14 protein-coding genes are annotated in these 18,440 nt (G+C 65.1%); 6 read left to right on the top strand and 8 right to left on the bottom strand.

Annotated elements, in window-relative coordinates; genetic code table 11:
* Window positions 1-25 precede the first annotated feature (25 nt).
* Window positions 26-1,891 (bottom strand): phosphoenolpyruvate carboxykinase (GTP), encoded by a 1,866-nt coding sequence (locus BUE42_RS03320; RefSeq protein WP_073462676.1) that lies wholly within the window; start codon window positions 1,889-1,891, stop codon window positions 26-28.
* A gap of 320 nt (window positions 1,892-2,211) precedes the next feature.
* Here BUE42_RS03320 and BUE42_RS03315 point away from each other — a divergent pair, with 320 nt between their 5' ends.
* Both BUE42_RS03315 and BUE42_RS03310 read left to right on the top strand, forming a co-directional pair.
* A complete protein-coding gene (locus BUE42_RS03315) occupies window positions 2,212-3,021 on the top strand; it encodes a substrate-binding domain-containing protein (RefSeq protein ID WP_159445362.1) in 810 nt (269 codons plus the stop codon).
* Between the two features lie 13 nt (window positions 3,022-3,034).
* The gene (locus BUE42_RS03310) at window positions 3,035-3,604 is read left to right on the top strand and encodes an MOSC domain-containing protein (RefSeq protein WP_073462672.1); all 570 of its coding nucleotides are present in this window, start codon (window positions 3,035-3,037) and stop codon (window positions 3,602-3,604) included.
* A 22-nt stretch (window positions 3,605-3,626) separates the two neighbouring features.
* On the opposite strand, the gene BUE42_RS03305 is transcribed toward BUE42_RS03310, so the two are convergent.
* Both BUE42_RS03305 and BUE42_RS03300 read right to left on the bottom strand, forming a co-directional pair.
* Window positions 3,627-4,679 (bottom strand): AbrB family transcriptional regulator, encoded by a 1,053-nt coding sequence (locus BUE42_RS03305; protein WP_073462670.1) that lies wholly within the window; start codon window positions 4,677-4,679, stop codon window positions 3,627-3,629.
* A 121-nt stretch (window positions 4,680-4,800) separates the two neighbouring features.
* Entirely contained in the window at window positions 4,801-5,808 is a 1,008-nt protein-coding gene (locus BUE42_RS03300; protein ID WP_073462668.1) for a zinc-binding alcohol dehydrogenase family protein, read from the bottom strand.
* A 168-nt stretch (window positions 5,809-5,976) separates the two neighbouring features.
* On the opposite strand from BUE42_RS03300, the gene BUE42_RS03295 reads away from it, so the two are divergent.
* From BUE42_RS03295 to BUE42_RS03280, 4 genes are all read left to right on the top strand, one after another.
* A complete protein-coding gene (locus BUE42_RS03295) occupies window positions 5,977-6,819 on the top strand; it encodes a 23S rRNA (adenine(2030)-N(6))-methyltransferase RlmJ (RefSeq protein ID WP_073462666.1) in 843 nt (280 codons plus the stop codon).
* 314 nt (window positions 6,820-7,133) lie between these two features.
* Window positions 7,134-10,376, top strand: coding sequence for a glycoside hydrolase family 3 protein (locus BUE42_RS03290; protein WP_073462664.1), 3,243 nt, complete (start codon window positions 7,134-7,136; stop codon window positions 10,374-10,376).
* Between the two features lie 637 nt (window positions 10,377-11,013).
* Window positions 11,014-12,099, top strand: coding sequence for a ParA family protein (locus BUE42_RS03285; RefSeq protein WP_083613843.1), 1,086 nt, complete (start codon window positions 11,014-11,016; stop codon window positions 12,097-12,099).
* 11 nt (window positions 12,100-12,110) lie between these two features.
* The gene (locus BUE42_RS03280; protein WP_073462661.1) at window positions 12,111-12,983 is read left to right on the top strand and encodes an SIR2 family protein; all 873 of its coding nucleotides are present in this window, start codon (window positions 12,111-12,113) and stop codon (window positions 12,981-12,983) included.
* Between the two features lie 524 nt (window positions 12,984-13,507).
* On the opposite strand, the gene BUE42_RS03275 is transcribed toward BUE42_RS03280, so the two are convergent.
* From BUE42_RS03275 to BUE42_RS03255, 5 genes are all read right to left on the bottom strand, one after another.
* Window positions 13,508-15,241 (bottom strand): ABC transporter substrate-binding protein, encoded by a 1,734-nt coding sequence (locus tag BUE42_RS03275; protein WP_047586721.1) that lies wholly within the window; start codon window positions 15,239-15,241, stop codon window positions 13,508-13,510.
* 89 nt (window positions 15,242-15,330) lie between these two features.
* Entirely contained in the window at window positions 15,331-15,639 is a 309-nt protein-coding gene (locus BUE42_RS03270; RefSeq protein WP_073462659.1) for a DUF2160 domain-containing protein, read from the bottom strand.
* Window positions 15,639-16,451: a carbohydrate ABC transporter permease gene (locus BUE42_RS03265; RefSeq protein ID WP_073462657.1), complete on the bottom strand. Its 813-nt coding sequence runs from the start codon at window positions 16,449-16,451 to the stop codon at window positions 15,639-15,641. Before BUE42_RS03265 ends, BUE42_RS03270 begins: the two co-directional genes overlap by 1 nt.
* Window positions 16,444-17,334, bottom strand: a complete 891-nt coding sequence (locus BUE42_RS03260) for a carbohydrate ABC transporter permease (protein ID WP_073462656.1) — start codon at window positions 17,332-17,334, stop codon at window positions 16,444-16,446. Before BUE42_RS03260 ends, BUE42_RS03265 begins: the two co-directional genes overlap by 8 nt.
* Window positions 17,331-18,440: an ABC transporter ATP-binding protein gene (locus BUE42_RS03255; RefSeq protein WP_073462654.1), complete on the bottom strand. Its 1,110-nt coding sequence runs from the start codon at window positions 18,438-18,440 to the stop codon at window positions 17,331-17,333. Before BUE42_RS03255 ends, BUE42_RS03260 begins: the two co-directional genes overlap by 4 nt.

Here is an 18,440-nt window from a genome sequence, read left to right as displayed (position 1 = left end):
TTTTCATGGGCGATCGCGGGTCGCGTCAGCCGGCCAGCCGCGCCTCGATGCGTGCCTTCGTCGCGCTCAGTTCCGCCGGCAGGTGCCAGGCGAGCTGCTTGAACAGCTCGTCGTGCAGCGCCAGTTCGGCCTTCCACGCGCCTTGGTCGACGCCCGTCACCTGCTGGTACTGCGCCGCGCTGAAATCCAGCCCTTCCCAGGTCAGGTCCTGGTAGTTCGGGGTCACGCCGAACACGTTCTCCGCGCCCTGCGCCCGGCCTTCGACGCGCTCGAGCATCCACTTCAGCACGCGCATGTTCTCGCCGTAGCCGGGCCAGACGAACTTGCCGTCGTCGCCCTTGCGGAACCAGTTCACGCAGAAGATCTTCGGCAGCGTCGCGCCTTTGGCTTGAAGCTTGGCACCGAGCGACAGCCAGTGCTGGAAGTAGTCGCTCATGTTGTAGCCGATGAACGGCAGCATCGCGAACGGGTCGCGGCGCACCACGCCCTGCTGGCCCGCGGCCGCGGCGGTGGTTTCGCTGCCCATGGTCGCGGCCATGTAGACGCCTTCGGTCCAGTCGCGCGCCTCGGTGACCAGCGGCACGGTCGTCGAGCGGCGGCCGCCGACGATGATCGCGTCGATCGGCACACCGGCCGGATCGTCCCAGGCCGCATCGAGCGCCGGGTTGTTGGTGGCCGGCACCGTGAAGCGGGCGTTCGGATGCGCCGCCTTCGCGCCGGTCTCCTTCGCGATCGCCGGGGTCCAGCGCTTTCCCTGCCAGTCGGTCAGCTGGGCCGGCGGCACGTCGGTCATGCCTTCCCACCAGACGTCGCCGTCGTCGGTGAGCGCGACGTTCGTGAAGATCACGTCGCGCTTCAGGCTCGCCATGCAATTGAAGTTGGTCTTCTCGTTGGTGCCGGGCGCGACGCCGAAGTAGCCCGCTTCCGGGTTGATCGCGTACAGGCGCCCGTCGGCGGCCGGCTTGATCCACGCGATGTCGTCACCGATGGTCGTGACCTTCCAGCCCGGCAGGCCGCCCGGCGGGATCAGCATCGCGAAGTTGGTCTTGCCGCAGGCGCTCGGGAAGGCGGCGGCCACATGGTGCTTCTTGCCCTCGGGGCTCTCGACGCCGAGGATCAGCATGTGCTCGGCCAGCCAGCCTTCGTCGCGGCCCATCGTGCTCGCGATGCGCAGCGCGAAGCACTTCTTGCCCAGCAGTGCATTGCCGCCGTAGCCGGAGCCGTAGCTCCAGATCTCGCGCGTCTCGGGGTAGTGGACGATGTACTTGGTGGTGTTGCACGGCCACGCCACATCCTTCTGGCCCGGCTCGAGCGGCGCGCCGACGGTGTGCATGCACGGCACGAAATCGCCATCGCTGCCGAGCACGTCGATCACCGCGCGGCCCATGCGCGTCATGATCTTCATGTTGACGGCGACGTACGGGCTGTCGGAGAGTTCGACGCCGATGTGCGCGATCGGCGAACCGAGCGGCCCCATGCTGAACGGCACGACGTACATCGTGCGGCCCTTCATCGCGCCGCGGAACAGCGCACGGTCTCCGGTCTGCAGCAGCGCGCGCATCTCGGCCGGTTCCATCCAGTTGTTGGTCGGGCCGGCGTCTTCCTTCTTCGCGCTGCAGATGAAGGTGCGGTCTTCGACGCGCGCCACGTCGCTCGGGCTGCTGCAGGCCAGGTAGCTGTTCGGGCGCAGCTCGGGGTTCAGCCTCTTGAAGGTGCCGGCGGCGACGAGCTGGGCGCAGAGCCGGTCGTATTCGGCGGTGCTGCCGTCGCACCAGTGCACGTCGCGGGCTTCGGTGAGGGCGGCCATTTCGGCCACCCAGGCCATCAGCCGGGCATGTTTGACATAAGCGGGCGCGTTCAAGCGCAAACCCTCCAGGGCGGGTCGGTTCATCGTGGCTCCAATCGTCAAAGTCAGAAGTGCGGAATCGGGCGAACCTCCGGGCTCGCCCCATGCCGCCAATGACCATCATCAGGAACAGGCGGTTTCATGCCGGATCGGCAATCGGCGTGCCGCCACCGGGCAAGGCATTGTCGTGCGACTGTAATCGCGCCGTAACCACCGGGGCTCGGGGGGCCATGCAAATTGGGAATACGGACATGCAAAGCAGTTGTGACTTTTTCGGCGGTTCTGCGTGGCGGCTGGCCCGGCGGCGCGACGCCGGAACCGGCTGTTGCATGGCCGTTTCTGCGGCCGCTTAAGATCGTCGGATGATGCGACGACGCCTTCTCCTTTCCCTCGCAGCCGCCAGCAGTCTGGCTGTCCCGTTCACCACCCGTGCGGCCCAGCGCAAGTCGCTGGCGGACCCGCTGCTGATGGGCGTCGAGCAGGCGCTGCTCGACTCCGGCCTCGGCCAGGCCTTCCAGAAAGGATTCGGCCGTGACACCGGCGTCGCGGTGCAGGTGTCGGGCGGACAGAGCGCCGCGCTGATCCAGGCGCTGGAGCGCGGCGAGATCGACATGGCGATGACGAACGCGCCGGAACTCGAGATGGCGTTGGAGAAGCAGGGCCTGGCGCACGACCGCCACCGCATCGCGCTCGGCGACTACGTGCTGATCGGCCCGGTCGAGGGCAAGGGCAAGAAGGCCAAGGACCCGGCCGGCGTGCTCGGCGGCAAGGACATCGGTGCCGCGCTGATGGGCATCGCGAACGCGCAGGCGCGCTTCCTCGGCAACAACAACGGCAGCGGCGCTGCCTTGGCCGAGTTGCCGCTGTGGCGCGCGTCGAAGGTCGCGCCGGTCGCACCGTGGTACGTGGCGGCCGACCCGAAGAGTTCGATCATTGCGCAGGCTGCGGCGCAGAATGCCTACGCAGTGGTGGAGCGCGGCGTCTGGCTGAGCCGCTCGACCAAGCCGCTCGCGATCGTCGTCGAAGGCGACCCGCTGCTGGCGACCGAGGTGCACGTGATGCGCGCATTTCGCGTCAACCACCCGGCGGCCAAGCTGTTCACGACCTGGGTGTCGGGCCCGCAGGGTCGCCGCGTCGCGGCCGGCGTGCGCGGCTGGCGCTCGGCGACCGGCTGAGCCGCCGGTGTCGATGCGGCTCGTCAACGTCAACGTCGCCCGCGCGAGCGAGCGGCTGATCAACGGCCGGCCGGTGCTGACGGCGATCGGCAAGCAGCCGGTCGACGGCCCGGTCGCGGCGCAGGCCATGGGGCTGGACGGCGACGAGCAGGCCGACCTCAGCGTGCACGGCGGCATCGGCAAGGCGGTCTACGCCTACCCGAGCGAGCACTACCCGTTCTGGCAAACGGTGCGTGCGCAGGCGCAGGCGGCCGGCTGGGACGAGCCGCTGCCGCCCGGCTCGATCGGCGAGAACCTGACGCTCGCCGGGATGCTCGAAAACCAGGCCTGGATCGGCGACGTGCTGCGCTTTCCCGATTGCGAACTCGCGGTCAGCGAGCCGCGCTTTCCGTGCTTCAAGTTCAATGCGGCGATGGGCTTCAACCAGGCCGTGAAGATGATGGCGGCCAGCGCGTGGTGCGGCTTCTACCTGTCGGTGCGATCGCCCGGCACGCTGCGCGCCGGGCAGGCGTTCGAGCTGGTGCCGGGGCCGCGCGAGGTCGGCATTCCGGAGCTGTTCCGCGCGCGCATGAAGAAGGCCTGAAGACCAGGGCTGAAAAGAAAGCTCAGGCCTTCGGGGCCGACCAGCGGAACATCGGCGTCGCGAGCAGCACCACCGCCGCCATCCGCGTGACGTGGAAGGCCGTCACCACCGGCACGCCCAGTTCCAGCACCTTGGCCGTCAGGCACATCTCGGCGATGCCGCCCGGCGAGGTGCCGAGCAGCACGGTGGCCGGATGCAGGCCGCTCAACTGCGCGACGCCGAGCGCAAAGCCTGCTGACAGCGCGATCATCACCAGCGTGCCCGCCCCCACGCTGAGCAGCCAGCGCGGCGCGGTGTGCAGGAAGGCCGGCGTGAAGCGCGTGCCGAGCGCGACGCCGATGAAGAGCTGGCCGAGGTTGGTCATCCACTTCGGCAGCGCCGACAGCTCGACGCCGGTCGCGGTGAGCCCGAACGCGACGAACAGCGGGCCCAGCACCCACGGGTTCGAGACGCCGCGCCAACGCAGGAAGGCGCCGCCGGCGGCCGTCATCGCGATCAGCTGCAGCAGCCCGTGCCACTCGACGACCTGCGGGCCGGGCAGCGTCGGGTCGAGCCCGTGCAGGCCGGCGAACTGGAAGCCGAACGGGATCGTCAGCACGACCAGCAGGATGCGCAGCGAATGGGCGCTCGCGACCAGGTCCATGCGCCCGCCGAAGCGCTCGGCCAGCACCGCCATCTCGGAGGCGCCACCGATCGCGCTGGCGAAGAACAGCGTCGGCCGGTCGAGCGCCATGCCGGCGTTGGCGCGTGCGAGGTAGAGGCCGAAGCCGGCGCCCAGCAGCAGCGCCCACGCGATGCCGGCGAGGATCACCGCCCAGTGGCTGGCGACGATGCCGACCACCTGCGGCGTGAAGTACAGCCCGAGCACGGTGCCGATGGCCCACTGGCCGGCGTTGCGCAGCGGCGTGGCGGCGACGAGCGGCAGGCCGGCCATGCAGCCGATGGCGGTCGCGATCAGCGGGCCGATCATCCACGGCAGCGGGGTGTGCAGCAGCAGGCACAGGCCGGCGGCCGCAGCGCCGGCGAGGAGGGTCAGGACAAGGCGGGCCGGGCGCCGCGAAAGAAAGGAATGCACCGGCGAATGCTAGCCGCCCGCTCAGAGGACTACCCCCGTTCGCCCTGAGCCTGTCGAAGGGTCTGCGCATACAAGCCGTTCGGCGCTGAGCCTGTCGAAGCGCTGCCCGAAAGGCGATGCGTCAGAACCCTTCCAGCACCACCTTGCCGCGGGCCTTCCCGCTCTCGATGAACGCATGGGCGCGCTTCAGGTTGGCGGCGTTGATCGCACCGAAGTGCTCGCCGAGCGTGCTGCGCAGCCGGCCGGCATCGACCAGCTTCGCGACCTCGTCGAGCAGCTCGTGCTGCTTGTGCATGTCGGCGGTCTGCATCATCGACCGCGTGAACATCAGCTCCCAGTGCAGCGACAGGCTCTTGCGCTTCATCGGCATCACGTCGAGCGGTTCCTTGAAGTCGTCGATCAGCGCCAGCTTGCCCTGCGGTGCGAGTGCTTCCACGATCTGCGTGTAGTAAGTGGGCGTGTGCGTGAGCCCGGCCACTGCGGTGACCTGCGGCACGCCAGCCGCCTGCAACTGCGGCAGCAACGGTTGATGGTGGTCGATCACATGGTGCGCGCCGAGTTCGCGCAGCCAGGCCTGCGTCTCGGGGCGCGACGCGGTGCCGATCACCGTGAGCTTCGTCAGCCGGCGCGCGAGCTGCGTCAGGATCGAGCCGACGCCGCCGGCCGCGCCGATGATCAGCAGCGCGCCTTCGGTGTCGGCCGTCGTGCCGAGGCGATCGAACAGCAGCTCCCACGCGGTGATCGCGGTCAGCGGCAGCGCGGCGGCCTGCGCTGCCGGGATCGACGTGGGTGCATGGCCGACGATGCGCTCATCGACCAGCTGCAGCTCGGCATTGCTGCCCGGCCGCGTGATGTCGCCGGCGTACCAGACGCGCTCGCCCGGCTTGAACAGCGTGACCTTCTCGCCCACCGCCGCGACGGTGCCGACGGCATCCCAGCCGATGACCTTCAGCTGCCCGTCGGCGGGCGTGCTGCCGGCGCGGATCTTCACGTCGACCGGATTCACCGATACCGCTTCCACCCGCACCAGCAGGTCGCGGCCGGCGGCGACCGGGTCGGGGAGCGTGACGTCGAGCAGCGATTCGGCATCGGTGATCGGCAGCGGGCGGCGGTAGGCAACGGCTTTCATGGGGCGACTCCGGAAGGGAAGTGTTCAGTCCCGGCACTGTAGGCAGCTTGGCGGAAATTGATAATCCGGTCTCGCGAACTATCACCTTCAAACAAGATTTGAAGCCGGCGACGACGGTGACCGCGCCAACGACAATACGGGGTTGAACCGCTCTCCAGAAAGCCGCCCATGCTCGCCTACCGACACGCCTTCCACGCCGGCAACCATGCCGACGTGCTCAAGCACACCGTGCTCGGCATGGTGCTGCGCTACATGAACCAGAAAGACAAGCCGTACCGCCTGGTCGACACCCATGCCGGCGCCGGGGGCTACTCGCTCGAAGGCCAGTACGCGACCAAGAAGGGCGAGTTCGAGCAAGGCATCGCCCGCCTGTGGGGCCGCGACGACCTGCCCGGCCCGGTGGCCGACTACGTGGCAGCGGTGCGCCAGTTCAACTCCGACGGCAAGCTGCGCCAGTACCCCGGCTCGCCGGCCTTTGCGCAGATGGTGCTGCGCGCGCAGGACCAGCTGCGGCTGTTCGAGCTGCACAACACCGACCACCGCATCCTCGCGTCCTTCCTCGGCGAGACGAAGAACGTCGAGATCTACAACGCCGACGGCTTCGACGGGCTGAAGGGCCAGGTGCCGCCGTCGAGCCGGCGCGGGGCCATCCTGATGGACCCGAGCTACGAGGGCCACGGCGACTACGGCCGCGTGATCGCCTCGCTGCGCGAAGCGCTGCTGCGCTTCAACGAAGGCGTCTACATGGTCTGGTACCCGCAGGTCCAGAAGCTCGAAGCCGCGCAACTGCCGCGCCGCCTCGAGAGCCTGGCGCCCAAGGGCTGGCTGCATGTGCGCCTGACGGTGCAGGTGCCCGATTCGCAGGGCTTTGGCCTGGCCGGCAGCGGCATGTTCATCCTGAACCCGCCGTATACGCTGCACGACGAACTGCTCGCCGTGCTGCCCTACCTCGTCGACGTGCTGGGACAGTACGACGACGCGAACTACCTGCTCGACCAGAAGACAGCCTGAACTGCTCCGCGTAAGTTAGGTAGCAACCGGTTTCAGCCGAGTTTCACGAAACGCTCGGTAGATTCCCTGACAGACGGGTTTTTGCTGCAGCGCCGTAGCTGCACCGCCGCAATCCGCGCCAGGGCGCGCGGGCGCTTGTGTCGCACCGTGTCACGTGAGTTTTTTCACAGTCTCCAAAACGGATGGCTGGGCTTGTCGCCGCCTTAACGATTGGTAAACGTCTTCTTGCAAGCGCTTTCAGCCGTGGCTATGCTCGCGCCGCGTTCGCACGGTCCGCCGATGCGGGCGACATACCCACAAGAGGAGACAAAGCCATGATTCGTTCTTCCCGCGCTGCCCTGCATGGGCTCGCTTGGGGCCTTGCGCTGACGCTGAGCGCCTGCGGCGGCGGCGATTCCGATGACAGTCCGTCGCCACCACCGCCCCCCGTGAGCACCGACATCCCGACCACCCCGCTGCAGGACTGGCCCGCGATCAAGAGCGCGGTGGCGCGTGACGCCGGCATCGAGGCGCAGGTGGACGCGCTGCTCGCGAAGATGAGCCTGGCCGAGAAGGTCGGCCAGATGACGCAGGTCGAGATCCAGGGCGTGACGCCGGACGACATCAAGACCTACCACCTCGGCTCGGTGCTGAACGGTGGCGGCTCGTTCCCCGGCCAGCACAAGGATGCGCCGGTCGCCGACTGGCTGGCGCTGGCCGATACGCTGTGGGCTGCGTCGATGGACCCGGCCAACCCGAACCCGATCCCGCTGATCTGGGGCACGGACGCGGTGCACGGCCACAACAATGTGAAGGGCGCGACGCTCTTTCCGCACAACATCGGCCTGGGCGCGACGCGTGACCCGGACCTGCTGCGCCGCATCGGCGAGGTCACCGCGCGCGAGGTGGCGCACACCGGCATCGACTGGGCCTTCGGGCCGACGCTCGCCGTCGTGCGCGACGACCGCTGGGGCCGCACCTACGAAGGCTATTCGGAGGATCCGCTGGTCGTGCAGTCGTATGGCGGCGAGGTCATCAAGGGCCTGCAGGGCACGCTCGCGAAGGACGCGAAGGCCAGCGAGAAGGTGGTCGCGACCGCGAAGCACTTCCTGGGCGACGGCGGCACCACCGACGGCAAGGACCAGGGCGTGACCGCGGTCACTGAGGCCGACCTGATCAACATCCACGGCCGCGGCTACTACACCGCGCTGCAGGCGGGCGCGCAATCGGTGATGGCGTCGTTCAGCAGCTGGAAGGACGCAGCCAAGGGCGATACCGCGCGCGCCGACAAGATGCACGGCCAGAAGTATTTGCTGACCGACGTGCTGAAGACCAAGATGGGCTTCGACGGCTTCGTCGTCTCGGACTGGAACGGCCTCGGCCAGGTCAACGCGACCAACAGCGATTCGACGCGGGCCTGCACCAACGCCGATTGCCCGCAGGCCATCAACGCCGGCATCGACATGGTGATGGTGCCGTACGTCGACGACTGGAAGGCCTTCATCACCAACACGATCGCGAGCGTGCAGAGCGGCGAGATCCCGCAGGCGCGCGTCGACGATGCGGTGCGCCGCATCCTGCGCGTGAAGCTGCGCGCCGGCCTGTTCAGCAAGCCGAAGCCGTCGGCGCGCAATGCGAACAGCGAGGTCGGCACGGCCGAGAACCGCGCGGTGGCGCGCGAGGCGGTGCGCAAGTCGCTGGTGCTGCTGAAGAACAACGGCGCCACGCTGCCGCTGGCGCGCAGTGCCAAGGTGCTGGTGGCCGGCAAGAGCGCCGACAGTTTGTCGAACCAGAGCGGCGGCTGGTCGCTCACCTGGCAGGGCACCGACAACGTCAATGCCGATTTCGGCGGCGGCACCACGCTGTGGGCGGCGATCCAGAAGATCGCGCCGAACGCGGTGATCGACACCAGCACCACCGGTGCGCTGGGCAGTGCCGACTACGACGCGGCGATCGTCGTGATCGGCGAGACGCCGTATGCCGAAGGGGTGGGCGACATCGGCAAGACCAAGACGCTGGAGAACGCGAAGCTGCATCCGGAAGATGTCGCGCTGATCGATGCGCTGAAGACCAAGGGCGTCAAGAAGATCATCACGGTGCTGTACTCGGGCCGCCCGCTGTACGTGAACCGCGAACTCAACCGCTCGGATGCGTTCGTCGCCGCGTTTCTGCCGGGCACCGAGGGTGACGGCCTGACCGACGTGCTGTTCAAGAAGGACGATGGCGCGGTCAACACCGACTTCAGCGGCAAGCTGTCGTACTCGTGGCCGAAGGCGGCCTGCCAGGTCGCGCTGAACCATGGCGATGCCGGCTACGACCCGCTGTATGCCTTCGGCTACGGGCTGAGCTATGCCGCGCCGGGTGCCGACCAGGTGGCGCTCGACGAGGCCACCGTGGCGCAGGGCTGCGGCGTGCCGGCCGGTGGTGGCGGCACCACCGACCAGACGCTGGCGGTGTTCGACGGTGCGAACCAGAGCGGGTTCTCGATGCGCGTCGGCGCACCGTCGAGCTGGAGCGTGCTGGTGGGCTTGTCGACCGCGACGAGCACGTCGACGCCGCAGGCCGAGATCACCGCGGTGCCGGTCGACGACAAGGACGGCAAGCAGTGGGCGGCGATCAAGGCGAAGTGGAACGGCGCGGCCGGCCAGCTCTACATGCAGAGCACCAACGACGCCGACAAGCAGGACCTGCAGTCGTACCTGAACTCGAAGGGTTCGCTGGTGTTCGATGCGCGCGTCGCGGTGGCGCCGACCGCGGCGGTCAAGATGCGCGTGGACTGCGGCTACCCGTGCATGGGCGAGATCGACGCGACCAACACGTTCGGCACGCTGCCGGCCAACACCTGGACGGAGCTGGCGATCCCGCTGCAGTGCTTTGCCGACCAGGGCACCGACTTCACCTTGGTGAACACGCCGTTCCTGCTGTACAGCAGCGGCGGGCAGTTCGAGGTGTCGGTGGCGAACATCCGGTGGGACCCGAAGAACACCGGCAACGTGCCGTGCGCGGGCGGGCCGCCGGTCAACGTGATCGCGGTCACGGCCGACAAGGACCTGTACGTCAACGGCATCAGCGATGCGGCGGCACTGGCACCGCCCGGTGCGTGGTCGACCGGCGGCAGTGGCAGCGTGACGCTGACGAACGACGTGGTCGACGGCACCGACAAGCTGATCGACGTGGTGTTCAACGGCGTGACCGACGGGGGCGGCAACGGCGGCATCTTCATGTCGGTGCCGGACAACACGCTGATCGATGCGGCGGCGATCGCGGCGACGGGTGGCGTGCAGTTCGAGATCCGCGTGCTCGACTACGGCAACAGCACGCAGGACTTCTGGACCAAGCTGGTGTGCGACCGCAAGAGCGACACCTGCCGCACCGGCGACCTGAAGGACAAGGTCGGCCACCCGGCGCTCAACACCTGGCAGACGGTGAAGATTCCGTTCACCTCGCCGGACTACGTGGCCAACGGGTTCGAGCCATCGAAGATCACGTCGCCGCTGGAGATGCTGCCGGCGTGGGACGACCAGAAGGGAACCATCCATTTCCAGATCCGCAACCTGCGGATCGTGAAGAACCTCTGAGCGGGGTTCTCGATTGCGGCGGTCGCGCGGGCCTGGCGGTCAGCGCGTGACCCTTCAGGGGCGTGACGCGAGTTGCGCCCTTTTTTTGTTCTTGTCTTGCGTCGGTCTGTGCGGCAAAGGCGCGTGCGGGGAGGCTGTGGCGCGCCGGACGGGGCGGTCTTCGCCCCTCTCGGGGCGAAGACTTCCCTCCGCTGGCTGGTTTGATGGCCCGTCGCCGAAACTCCCGTCACTCACTTCGTTCGTTGTGGTCAAACAGTCGGCGACAGTCAGTTCGCGATCGCGCTACGCGCGGGGCCATGAAACCAGCCAGCTCCGGCGCCCCGTCCCTATTGGCGCTCCACAGCCTCCCCGCACGCGCCTTTGCGAAGCGCCCTGCTCCTTCCTCAGGGTTCTGCAGAGTGATGTGACCCGACGCGATGGTTTCCCGCAAGTATCGGCGGCCGTTTTGCAACGTGAACGTGAGGTCTTAGGACTCGCCGGGCGGCCGCTTGTGGCGCAACTACAGGCGCTTCTTCTCAGTGACGGTCGCGCGGAATGCTCAGATTCGGTCGGTGGCGTTCACAGAGGCATGCGTTTACAGGCTTACACTTTATGCAACACCTATCCCGTCTTACGGTTGCACACGAAAAGGTAGCCAATGGCCTCTCCAAAATCCACATCGCATGACCACGCTCTGAAGCTCATCCAAGACTTAGCCGACAAAGGGAGGAGCGGTGCAAGGGCCATTTGCTTCTTTAATAATAAGGGCGGCGTTGGAAAAACCACACTAGTCGCAAATTTGGCGGCGCAACTTGCGTTGAATCTGAATCAGAGAATACTAGTTGTGGATGCTGATCCTCAATGCAATCTTACCCAATATGTTCTCACTGACAACGAGTTTGAAGGAACTTACGGGGGGCTTTCGGCAACGGGAACTATATATGATGTGATTCACCCTTTGTCAATTGGCAAAGGCTATTCCCGAGATCTTCCCATACGAAAGGTCCCGAAGTTTGGCTTCGACGCAATCATCGGCGATCCGCGCCTTGCATTGAAAGAAGACTTGCTTGCACAAGATTGGCGCGATGCCAAAGCCGGCGGTACACGCGGATTGCGTACTACATTTCTGTTTTCTAATCTTATCGACCGCGCAGCAGAGCACTACGATTTTATATTTTTTGATATGGGGCCGTCACTTGGCGCTATTAATAGATCAATATTGCTGTCGGCCGACCACTTCGTTGTTCCGATGTCAATTGATATTTTCTCCCTATGGGCTATAAAAAATATCGGGCAAGCACTTGGCGTCTGGCAAACCGAGCTTGCTAACGGAATTCGCTTTGCCGAAGACCCATCGGAACTCCCACGGAATCGCCTGAAGGGAAGGAATCTCGGCTTTTTGGGGTACGTGACTCAGCAGCATAAGGAAAAGTCGGAAAACAAGGTTTCTCGGGTTGTGGAGGCTTACAACGCGATCAAAACGAAACTTCCTCACGCCGTGGCGAGTGTGCTCAAGAGCTACTTTCCTTCCCCGACATTCGATCCCCATCTCGGAGACATTAAACATTTGGCAAGTCTGGCTCCCAAATCTCAGACTCTGCACACTCCAATGATCACGGTGACGCTCAAGGGTAGCTATACCGTTACTAGGAGTCAGGCGCGGAAAATTTATGAATCTATTGCTGAGCGATTCTTTGAGAATTTGCTTGCGGTGGAAGCGAAATCAAAAGCCTCTAACAGTTAATCTGCTCCGCCATGGCGACCAAGTTCAACGCGGATCTAGTGGATGACGTGGCGCGGCGTAGGGCCGTACTTTTCATCGGCGCTGGGGCATCAAGGTGGGCGAAGCCCGCGAGCGGCGGAAGTTTCAAGGATTGGACGCAGTTTCTCATCGCAGCGAACGCTAAAATTTCCATTCGACGGGTCAGGACGCTCATCGCCGATTTGATCAGTGCACAAGAGTATCTGTTGGCGTCTGAGTTGTTGAAGTCGAATCTTTCTGATGAGTGGATTGAGCTACTGAAGTCCGAATTTCAACAGGTCGCCGAAGTTTCTAGGCTGCATAAAGCATTGATAGACTTAAATCCGCGTGTTGTAGTCACCACCAATTTCGATAAACTTATTGAGACGGCGTGGTCCACAGCAAGTGGTGACAATTATCCGACCGTCGTCACAGAAATCGACGGCAATGCATTTCGACTGTTCCGCGATGATGAAAAGTACTTAATAAAACTGCACGGCTCAATCGATACCCCGCAAGGCATTGTTTTTGATAAAACAAGCTATCAAGGGGCGGCATTTAATAATAGATATTACGCCGACATACTTGCAACTCTTCTTCTTACTCATACGTTCATATTTGTTGGCTTCTCCATGATGGACCCAGCGGTTACGATGATTGTTGAAAGTGCCGCCTATCGATTTCCTTCAACTCGTCCACATTACATATTTCAGTCAGGAAAGGCCATTCCTGAGGTTGACGGGCTCTGGAAGCGATTGCGAAAGCTATATGTACTAAGATATTCCGATGCTGATCATCATGCGGCATTGGCAGAGCAACTCGAAGAGCTTGGTGCAATGGCGACAAAGCGTCGAAACGAGTTGGCTGCCACTGCATTAAAGAAATAGCATTAATTCTCGCGATATTTGCGCCGTGACTGGGCTGTCGCCGTCAGTATTCGAGAAGAAGTCGCGATTCCGTGGGGAGTTTGCATCGAACCGGCATCGAGCTCGCTGCAGCGTGAGGAGGCAGCGTCAACCCTTCACCGTGCCGAGTTACGCCGTAGCGACTGAATCCGAGCAAGCCCAAGCGCCCAGCTCCATTCAGCCCCACAAACACAAGCCGCCAGCGTGCTGCGGCCGGGGGCGCGCGGCGGAGCGACTTCTGGGGCGACGGAGAAGATCGGTTTCGGGGGTGGCGTGCGCAGCACGCTTCGTAGACCGACTCATCGCCACTGTTTGACCACAGCGAACGAAGTGAGCGGCGGGAGTTTGGCGATGCACCCCCGAAGCCGAGCTTCTTCGTGCAGTCGGCCCGCCAGGGACGACCGCCCCGGCTGAGCCCCGTCGCGCGCCCCCGGCCGCAGCACGCTCGCCGGAGGCACGGAAGGACCCGTGCCCCCGAGAGCGGCTTCAGAACAGCAAGACGCGTATCAGCGAACCTTGCCCGCCTTCCACGCATTCAACAGCGTGTCATACGCGATCGTCTCGCCCTTCGGCTTCTCATTCGCCAGCTTCTTCCACGGCGCGCCCTTGTCGCTCAGCCACTTGTTCGGGTCGCCCTTCGGGTTCAGCTTCGGTGCGCAGCGGGCCATCCCGGCGCGCTCCAGCCGTGCCATCACCTGGTCCATCTCCTCGGCCAGGTTGTCCATCGCGGCCTGCGGCGTCTTCTCGCCGGTCACCGCCACCGCCACGTTCTTCCACCACAGCTGCGCCAGCTTCGGGTAGTCGGGCACGTTGGTGCCGGTCGGCGTCCAGGCCACGCGCGCCGGGCTGCGGTAGAACTCGATCAGGCCGCCGTACTTGGCCGCGTTCTGCGTGAAGTAGTCGTGGCGGATGTCGCTGTCGCGGATGAAGGTCAGCCCGGTGATCGACTTCTTCAGCGACACCGTCTTGCTCGTCACGAACTGCGCATACAGCCAGGCCGCCGCCACCTTGTTCTGGTCGTGGTCCTTGAAGAAGGTCCACGAGCCCACGTCCTGGTAGCCGTTCTGCATGCCCTGCTTCCAGTACGGGCCGTTCGGGCCGGGCGCCATGCGCCACTTCGGCGTGCCGTCGGCATTCACCACCGGCAGCCCCGGCTTCACCATGTCGGCAGTGAACGCGGTGTACCAGAAGATCTGCTGCGCAATCTGCCCCTGCGCCGGCACCGGGCCGCTCTCGCCGAAGGTCATGCCGGTGGCTTCCTTCGGGGCGTACTTCTTCATCCAGTCGACGTACTTCGTCAGCGCGTACACAGCCGCCGGCGAATTCGTCGCTCCCCCGCGCGAGACGCTTGCCCCCAGCGGCGTGCAGCCATCGGCCGAGGCGCGAATGCCCCACTCGTCCACCGGCATGCCGTTCGGGATGCCGATGTCGGCGGTGCCGGCCATCGACAGCCAGGCATCGGTGAAGCGCCAGCCCAGCGACGGATCCTTCTTGCCGTAGTCCATGTGACCGTAGATCGGCTTGCCGTCGATCGTCTTCACGTCTTCGCTGAAGAACGCGGCGATGTCTTCGTACGCGCTCCAGTTCAGCGGCACGCCCAGGTCATAGCCGTACTTGGCCTTGAACTTGTCCTTCAGGTCCTGGCGCGCGAACAGGTCGGCGCGGAACCAGTACAGGTTCGCGAACTGCTGGTCAGGCAGCTGGTACAGCTTCTTGTCCGGCGCGGTCGTGAAGCTCGTGCCGATGAAGTCCTTCAGGTCCAGTCCGGGGTTGGTGTATTCCTTGCCGGTGCCGCTCATGTAGTCGGTCAGCGACATGATCTTGCCGTAGCGGTAGTGCGTGCCGATCAGGTCGGAGTCGGAGATCCAGCCGTCGTAGATGCTCTTGCCCGACTGCATCGAGGTCTGCAGCTTCTCGACGACGTCACCCTCCTGGATGATGTCGTGCTTCACCTTGATGCCGGTGATCTCCTCGAAGGCCTTGGCCAGCGTCTTCGATTCGTACTCGTGCGTCGTCAGCGTCTCCGACACCACCGAGATTTCCTTCACGCCCTTGGCCTGCAGCTTCTTCGCCGCGTCGATGAACCACTTCAGCTCGGCCGCCTGCTGGTCCTTGCTCAGCGTGGACGGCTGGAACTCGGCATCGATCCATTTCTTCGCCTCGGCCTCGCCGGCCCACGCACCGTGGCCCATGGCCAGTGCGGCAGCGGCAAACGCCACGGCATTCATGCGCAACTTCATGTCTGTCTCCTCGTGTACTTCCCGGGGTACTCGCGACACGCCAGCGGGGAAGAATCGCCGGCGGCCTTTTCAAACTGCAGCTCGGCGGCTCAACCCTTGCGCATGACCAGCGCCAGCACGGCCATCGAGACCACGAAGCTGATCCAGATCGACGGCTCCTCCGCCAGCCCGAACCAGCCCACCATCCTTTCGCTGAACGCGACGAACGCGAGGTTCACGTACGCCGCGCTGAGCAGCCCGATGAAGAGCCGGTCGCCGCGCGTCGTCGCGATCGGCAGGAAGCCGCGGCGCAAGGTCGTCGGCGACTTGATCTCCCACACCGTCATGCCGGCCAGCATCAGCACGATGCAGACGAAGAACACCGCCACCGGCAGGGTCCATGCCATCCAGTCGAACATCACACTCTCCCCATCGCGAAACCCTTGGCGATGTAATGCCGCACGAACCAGATCACGATCGCGCCCGGCACGATGGTCAGCACGCCGGCCGCGGCCAGCACGCCCCAGTCCATGCCTGATGCGCTCACCGTGCGCGTCATCACCGCGACGATCGGCTTCGCGTTCACGCTGGTCAGCGTGCGCGCCATCAGCAGCTCGACCCAGCTGAACATGAAGCAGAAGAACGCCGCCACGCCAACGCCGGCCTTGATCAGCGGGATGTAGATCGTCAAGAAGAAGCGCGGGAACGAGTAGCCGTCGATGTAGGCCGTCTCGTCGATCTCGCGCGGGATGCCGCTCATGAAGCCTTCCAGGATCCACACCGCCAGCGGCACGTTGAACAGCAGGTGCGCCAGCGCCACCGCGATGTGCGTGTCCATCAGCCCGAGCGTCGTGTACAGCTGGAAGAACGGCAGCAAAAACACCGCCGGCGGCGTCATCCGGTTGGTCAGCAGCCAGAAGAACACATGCTTGTCGCCGAGGAAGCTGTAGCGCGAGAACGCATACGCCGCCGGCAGCGCCACCAGCAGCGAGATCACCGTGTTGATGGCCACGTAGATCATCGAGTTGATGTAGCCCGAGTACCAGGACTCATCGGTGAAGATCGTGCGGTAGTGGTCGAACGTGAAATGCTGCGGCCACAGGCTGAACGACGACAGGATCTCCTCGTTCGTCTTGAACGACATGTTCACCATCCAGTACACCGGCAGGATCGCGAACACCAGGTACAGCAGCAGGAAGATCACCCGCTTCTTGAAACGGCGCTCATCCATGGGCGGCTCCTTCGCTCGTCGTCGCGTCCTGGCCCACCCGCTGCATCCAGTTGTAGAGGATGAAGCACAGCAGCAGGATGATCAAGAAGTAGATCAGCGAGAAGGCCGCGGCCGGGCCGAGGTCGAACTGGCCGACCGCCTTCTGCGTCAGGTACTGGCTCAGGAAGGTGGTCGCGTTGCCGGGCCCGCCGCCGGTCAGCACGAAGGGCTCGGTGTAGATCATGAAACTGTCCATGAAGCGCAGCAGCACCGCGATCATCAGCACGCCGCGCAGCTTGGGCAGCTGGATGAAGCGGAACACCGCGAACTTGCTCGCGCCGTCGATGCGCGCGGCCTGGTAGTACGCATCGGGGATCGCGCGCAGCCCGGCGAAGCACAGCAGCGCGACCAGCGGCGTCCAGTGCCACACGTCCATCAGCAGCACGGTGAGCCAGGCATCGGTCGCGTTGCCGGTGTAGCTGTAGTCGATGCCCAGCTTCGCGAGCGCCGCGCCCATCAGGCCGATGTCGGTGCGGCCGTAGATCTGCCAGATGGTGCCGACCACGTTCCACGGGATCAGCAGCGAGATCGCCACCAGCACCAGTACCGCCGACGAGCGCGCGCCCTTGGCCGGCATCGAGAGGGCCAGCCCGATGCCCAGCGGAATTTCCACCAGCAGCACCGCCAGCGAGAAGACGATCTGGCGCAGCAGCGCGCCCTGCAGGTCTTCGTCGCGCATCACCGACTTGAACCATTCGGTGCCGACGAACACGCGCCGCTCGGGCGAGATGATGTCCTGCACCGAGTAGTTCACCACCGTCATCAGCGGCAGCACCGCCGAGAACGCGACGCACAACACCACCGGCAAGATCAGCAGCCAGGCTTTCTGGTTGACGGGCTTCATGCCGCCACCTCCACGGAAGAATCGATCAATACATCGTCGCGGTACCAGCAGGTGTGCGCACCGACCAGCGACAGCCACACCGCATCGCCGACGCGCGGGATGCGCTGGTCGGGCGACAGCCGGGCGCGGATCGTCTGCTCGCTGTCGCCGGACCCGATGCGCGCGCCGAGCAGCCAGTAGGTGCCGATGTCCTGCGCCTGCGTCACGGTGGCGGGCACGGCGCCCGCGGCCTCCGGCGCGGCGAGTGCCACGTACTCCGGCCGCACGCCGAGCGCGAAGCTGCCTTCGCCCTGCAGCGGGTTGCGCGCCATCGGCAGCACGCGGCCGGCCACGTCGATGCCCTGTCCGGTCCAGCGCACCGGCAGGAAGTTCATGCCCGGCGAGCCGATGAAATGGCCGACGAAGCGGTGCTGCGGCCGCTCGAACAGCGCCGACGCACTGCCCACCTGCACCGCGCGGCCGCGCGTCATCACGACCACCTGGTCGGCGAAGGTCAGCGCTTCGACCTGGTCGTGGGTCACGTAGACCAGGGTCAGCTTCAGCTCGTGGTGGATCTGCTTCAGCTTGCGGCGCAGCTGCCATTTCAGGTGCGGGTCGATGACGGTCAATGGCTCGTCGAACAGCACCGCCGAGACGTCTTCGCGCACCAAGCCGCGGCCCAGCGAGATCTTCTGCTTGGCATCGGCCGACAGGCCGGCGGCGCGCGTGTTCAGCTGGCCGCTCATCTCCAGCATCTCGGCGATCTGGCCGACGCGCTGGCGGATGCGGTCGGGTGCTACGCCCCGGTTGCGCAGCGGAAACGCGAGGTTCTCGGCGACGGTCATCGTGTCGTAGATGACGGGGAACTGGAACACCTGCGCGATGTTGCGCTGCTGCGGTGACTGGCCGGTGACGTCCTGCCCGCCGAACTTCACGGTGCCCTGCGACGGCGTCACGAGGCCGGAGATGATGTTGAGCAGCGTGGTCTTGCCGCAGCCGGACGGGCCGAGCAGCGCGTAGGCGCCGCCGTCGTCGAAGGTCATCTTCAGCGGCAGCAGCGCGTAGTCTTCGTCGCGTTGCGGGTTCGGCTTGTAGGCATGCGCCAGGTCGAGATCGATGCGTGCCAT

Origin of the sequence: Rhizobacter sp. OV335 (genome assembly GCF_900142965.1) — a bacterium.
Classification (GTDB): domain Bacteria; phylum Pseudomonadota; class Gammaproteobacteria; order Burkholderiales; family Burkholderiaceae_C; genus Rhizobacter.
This window is presented reverse-complemented; position numbering and strand designations above follow the sequence as displayed.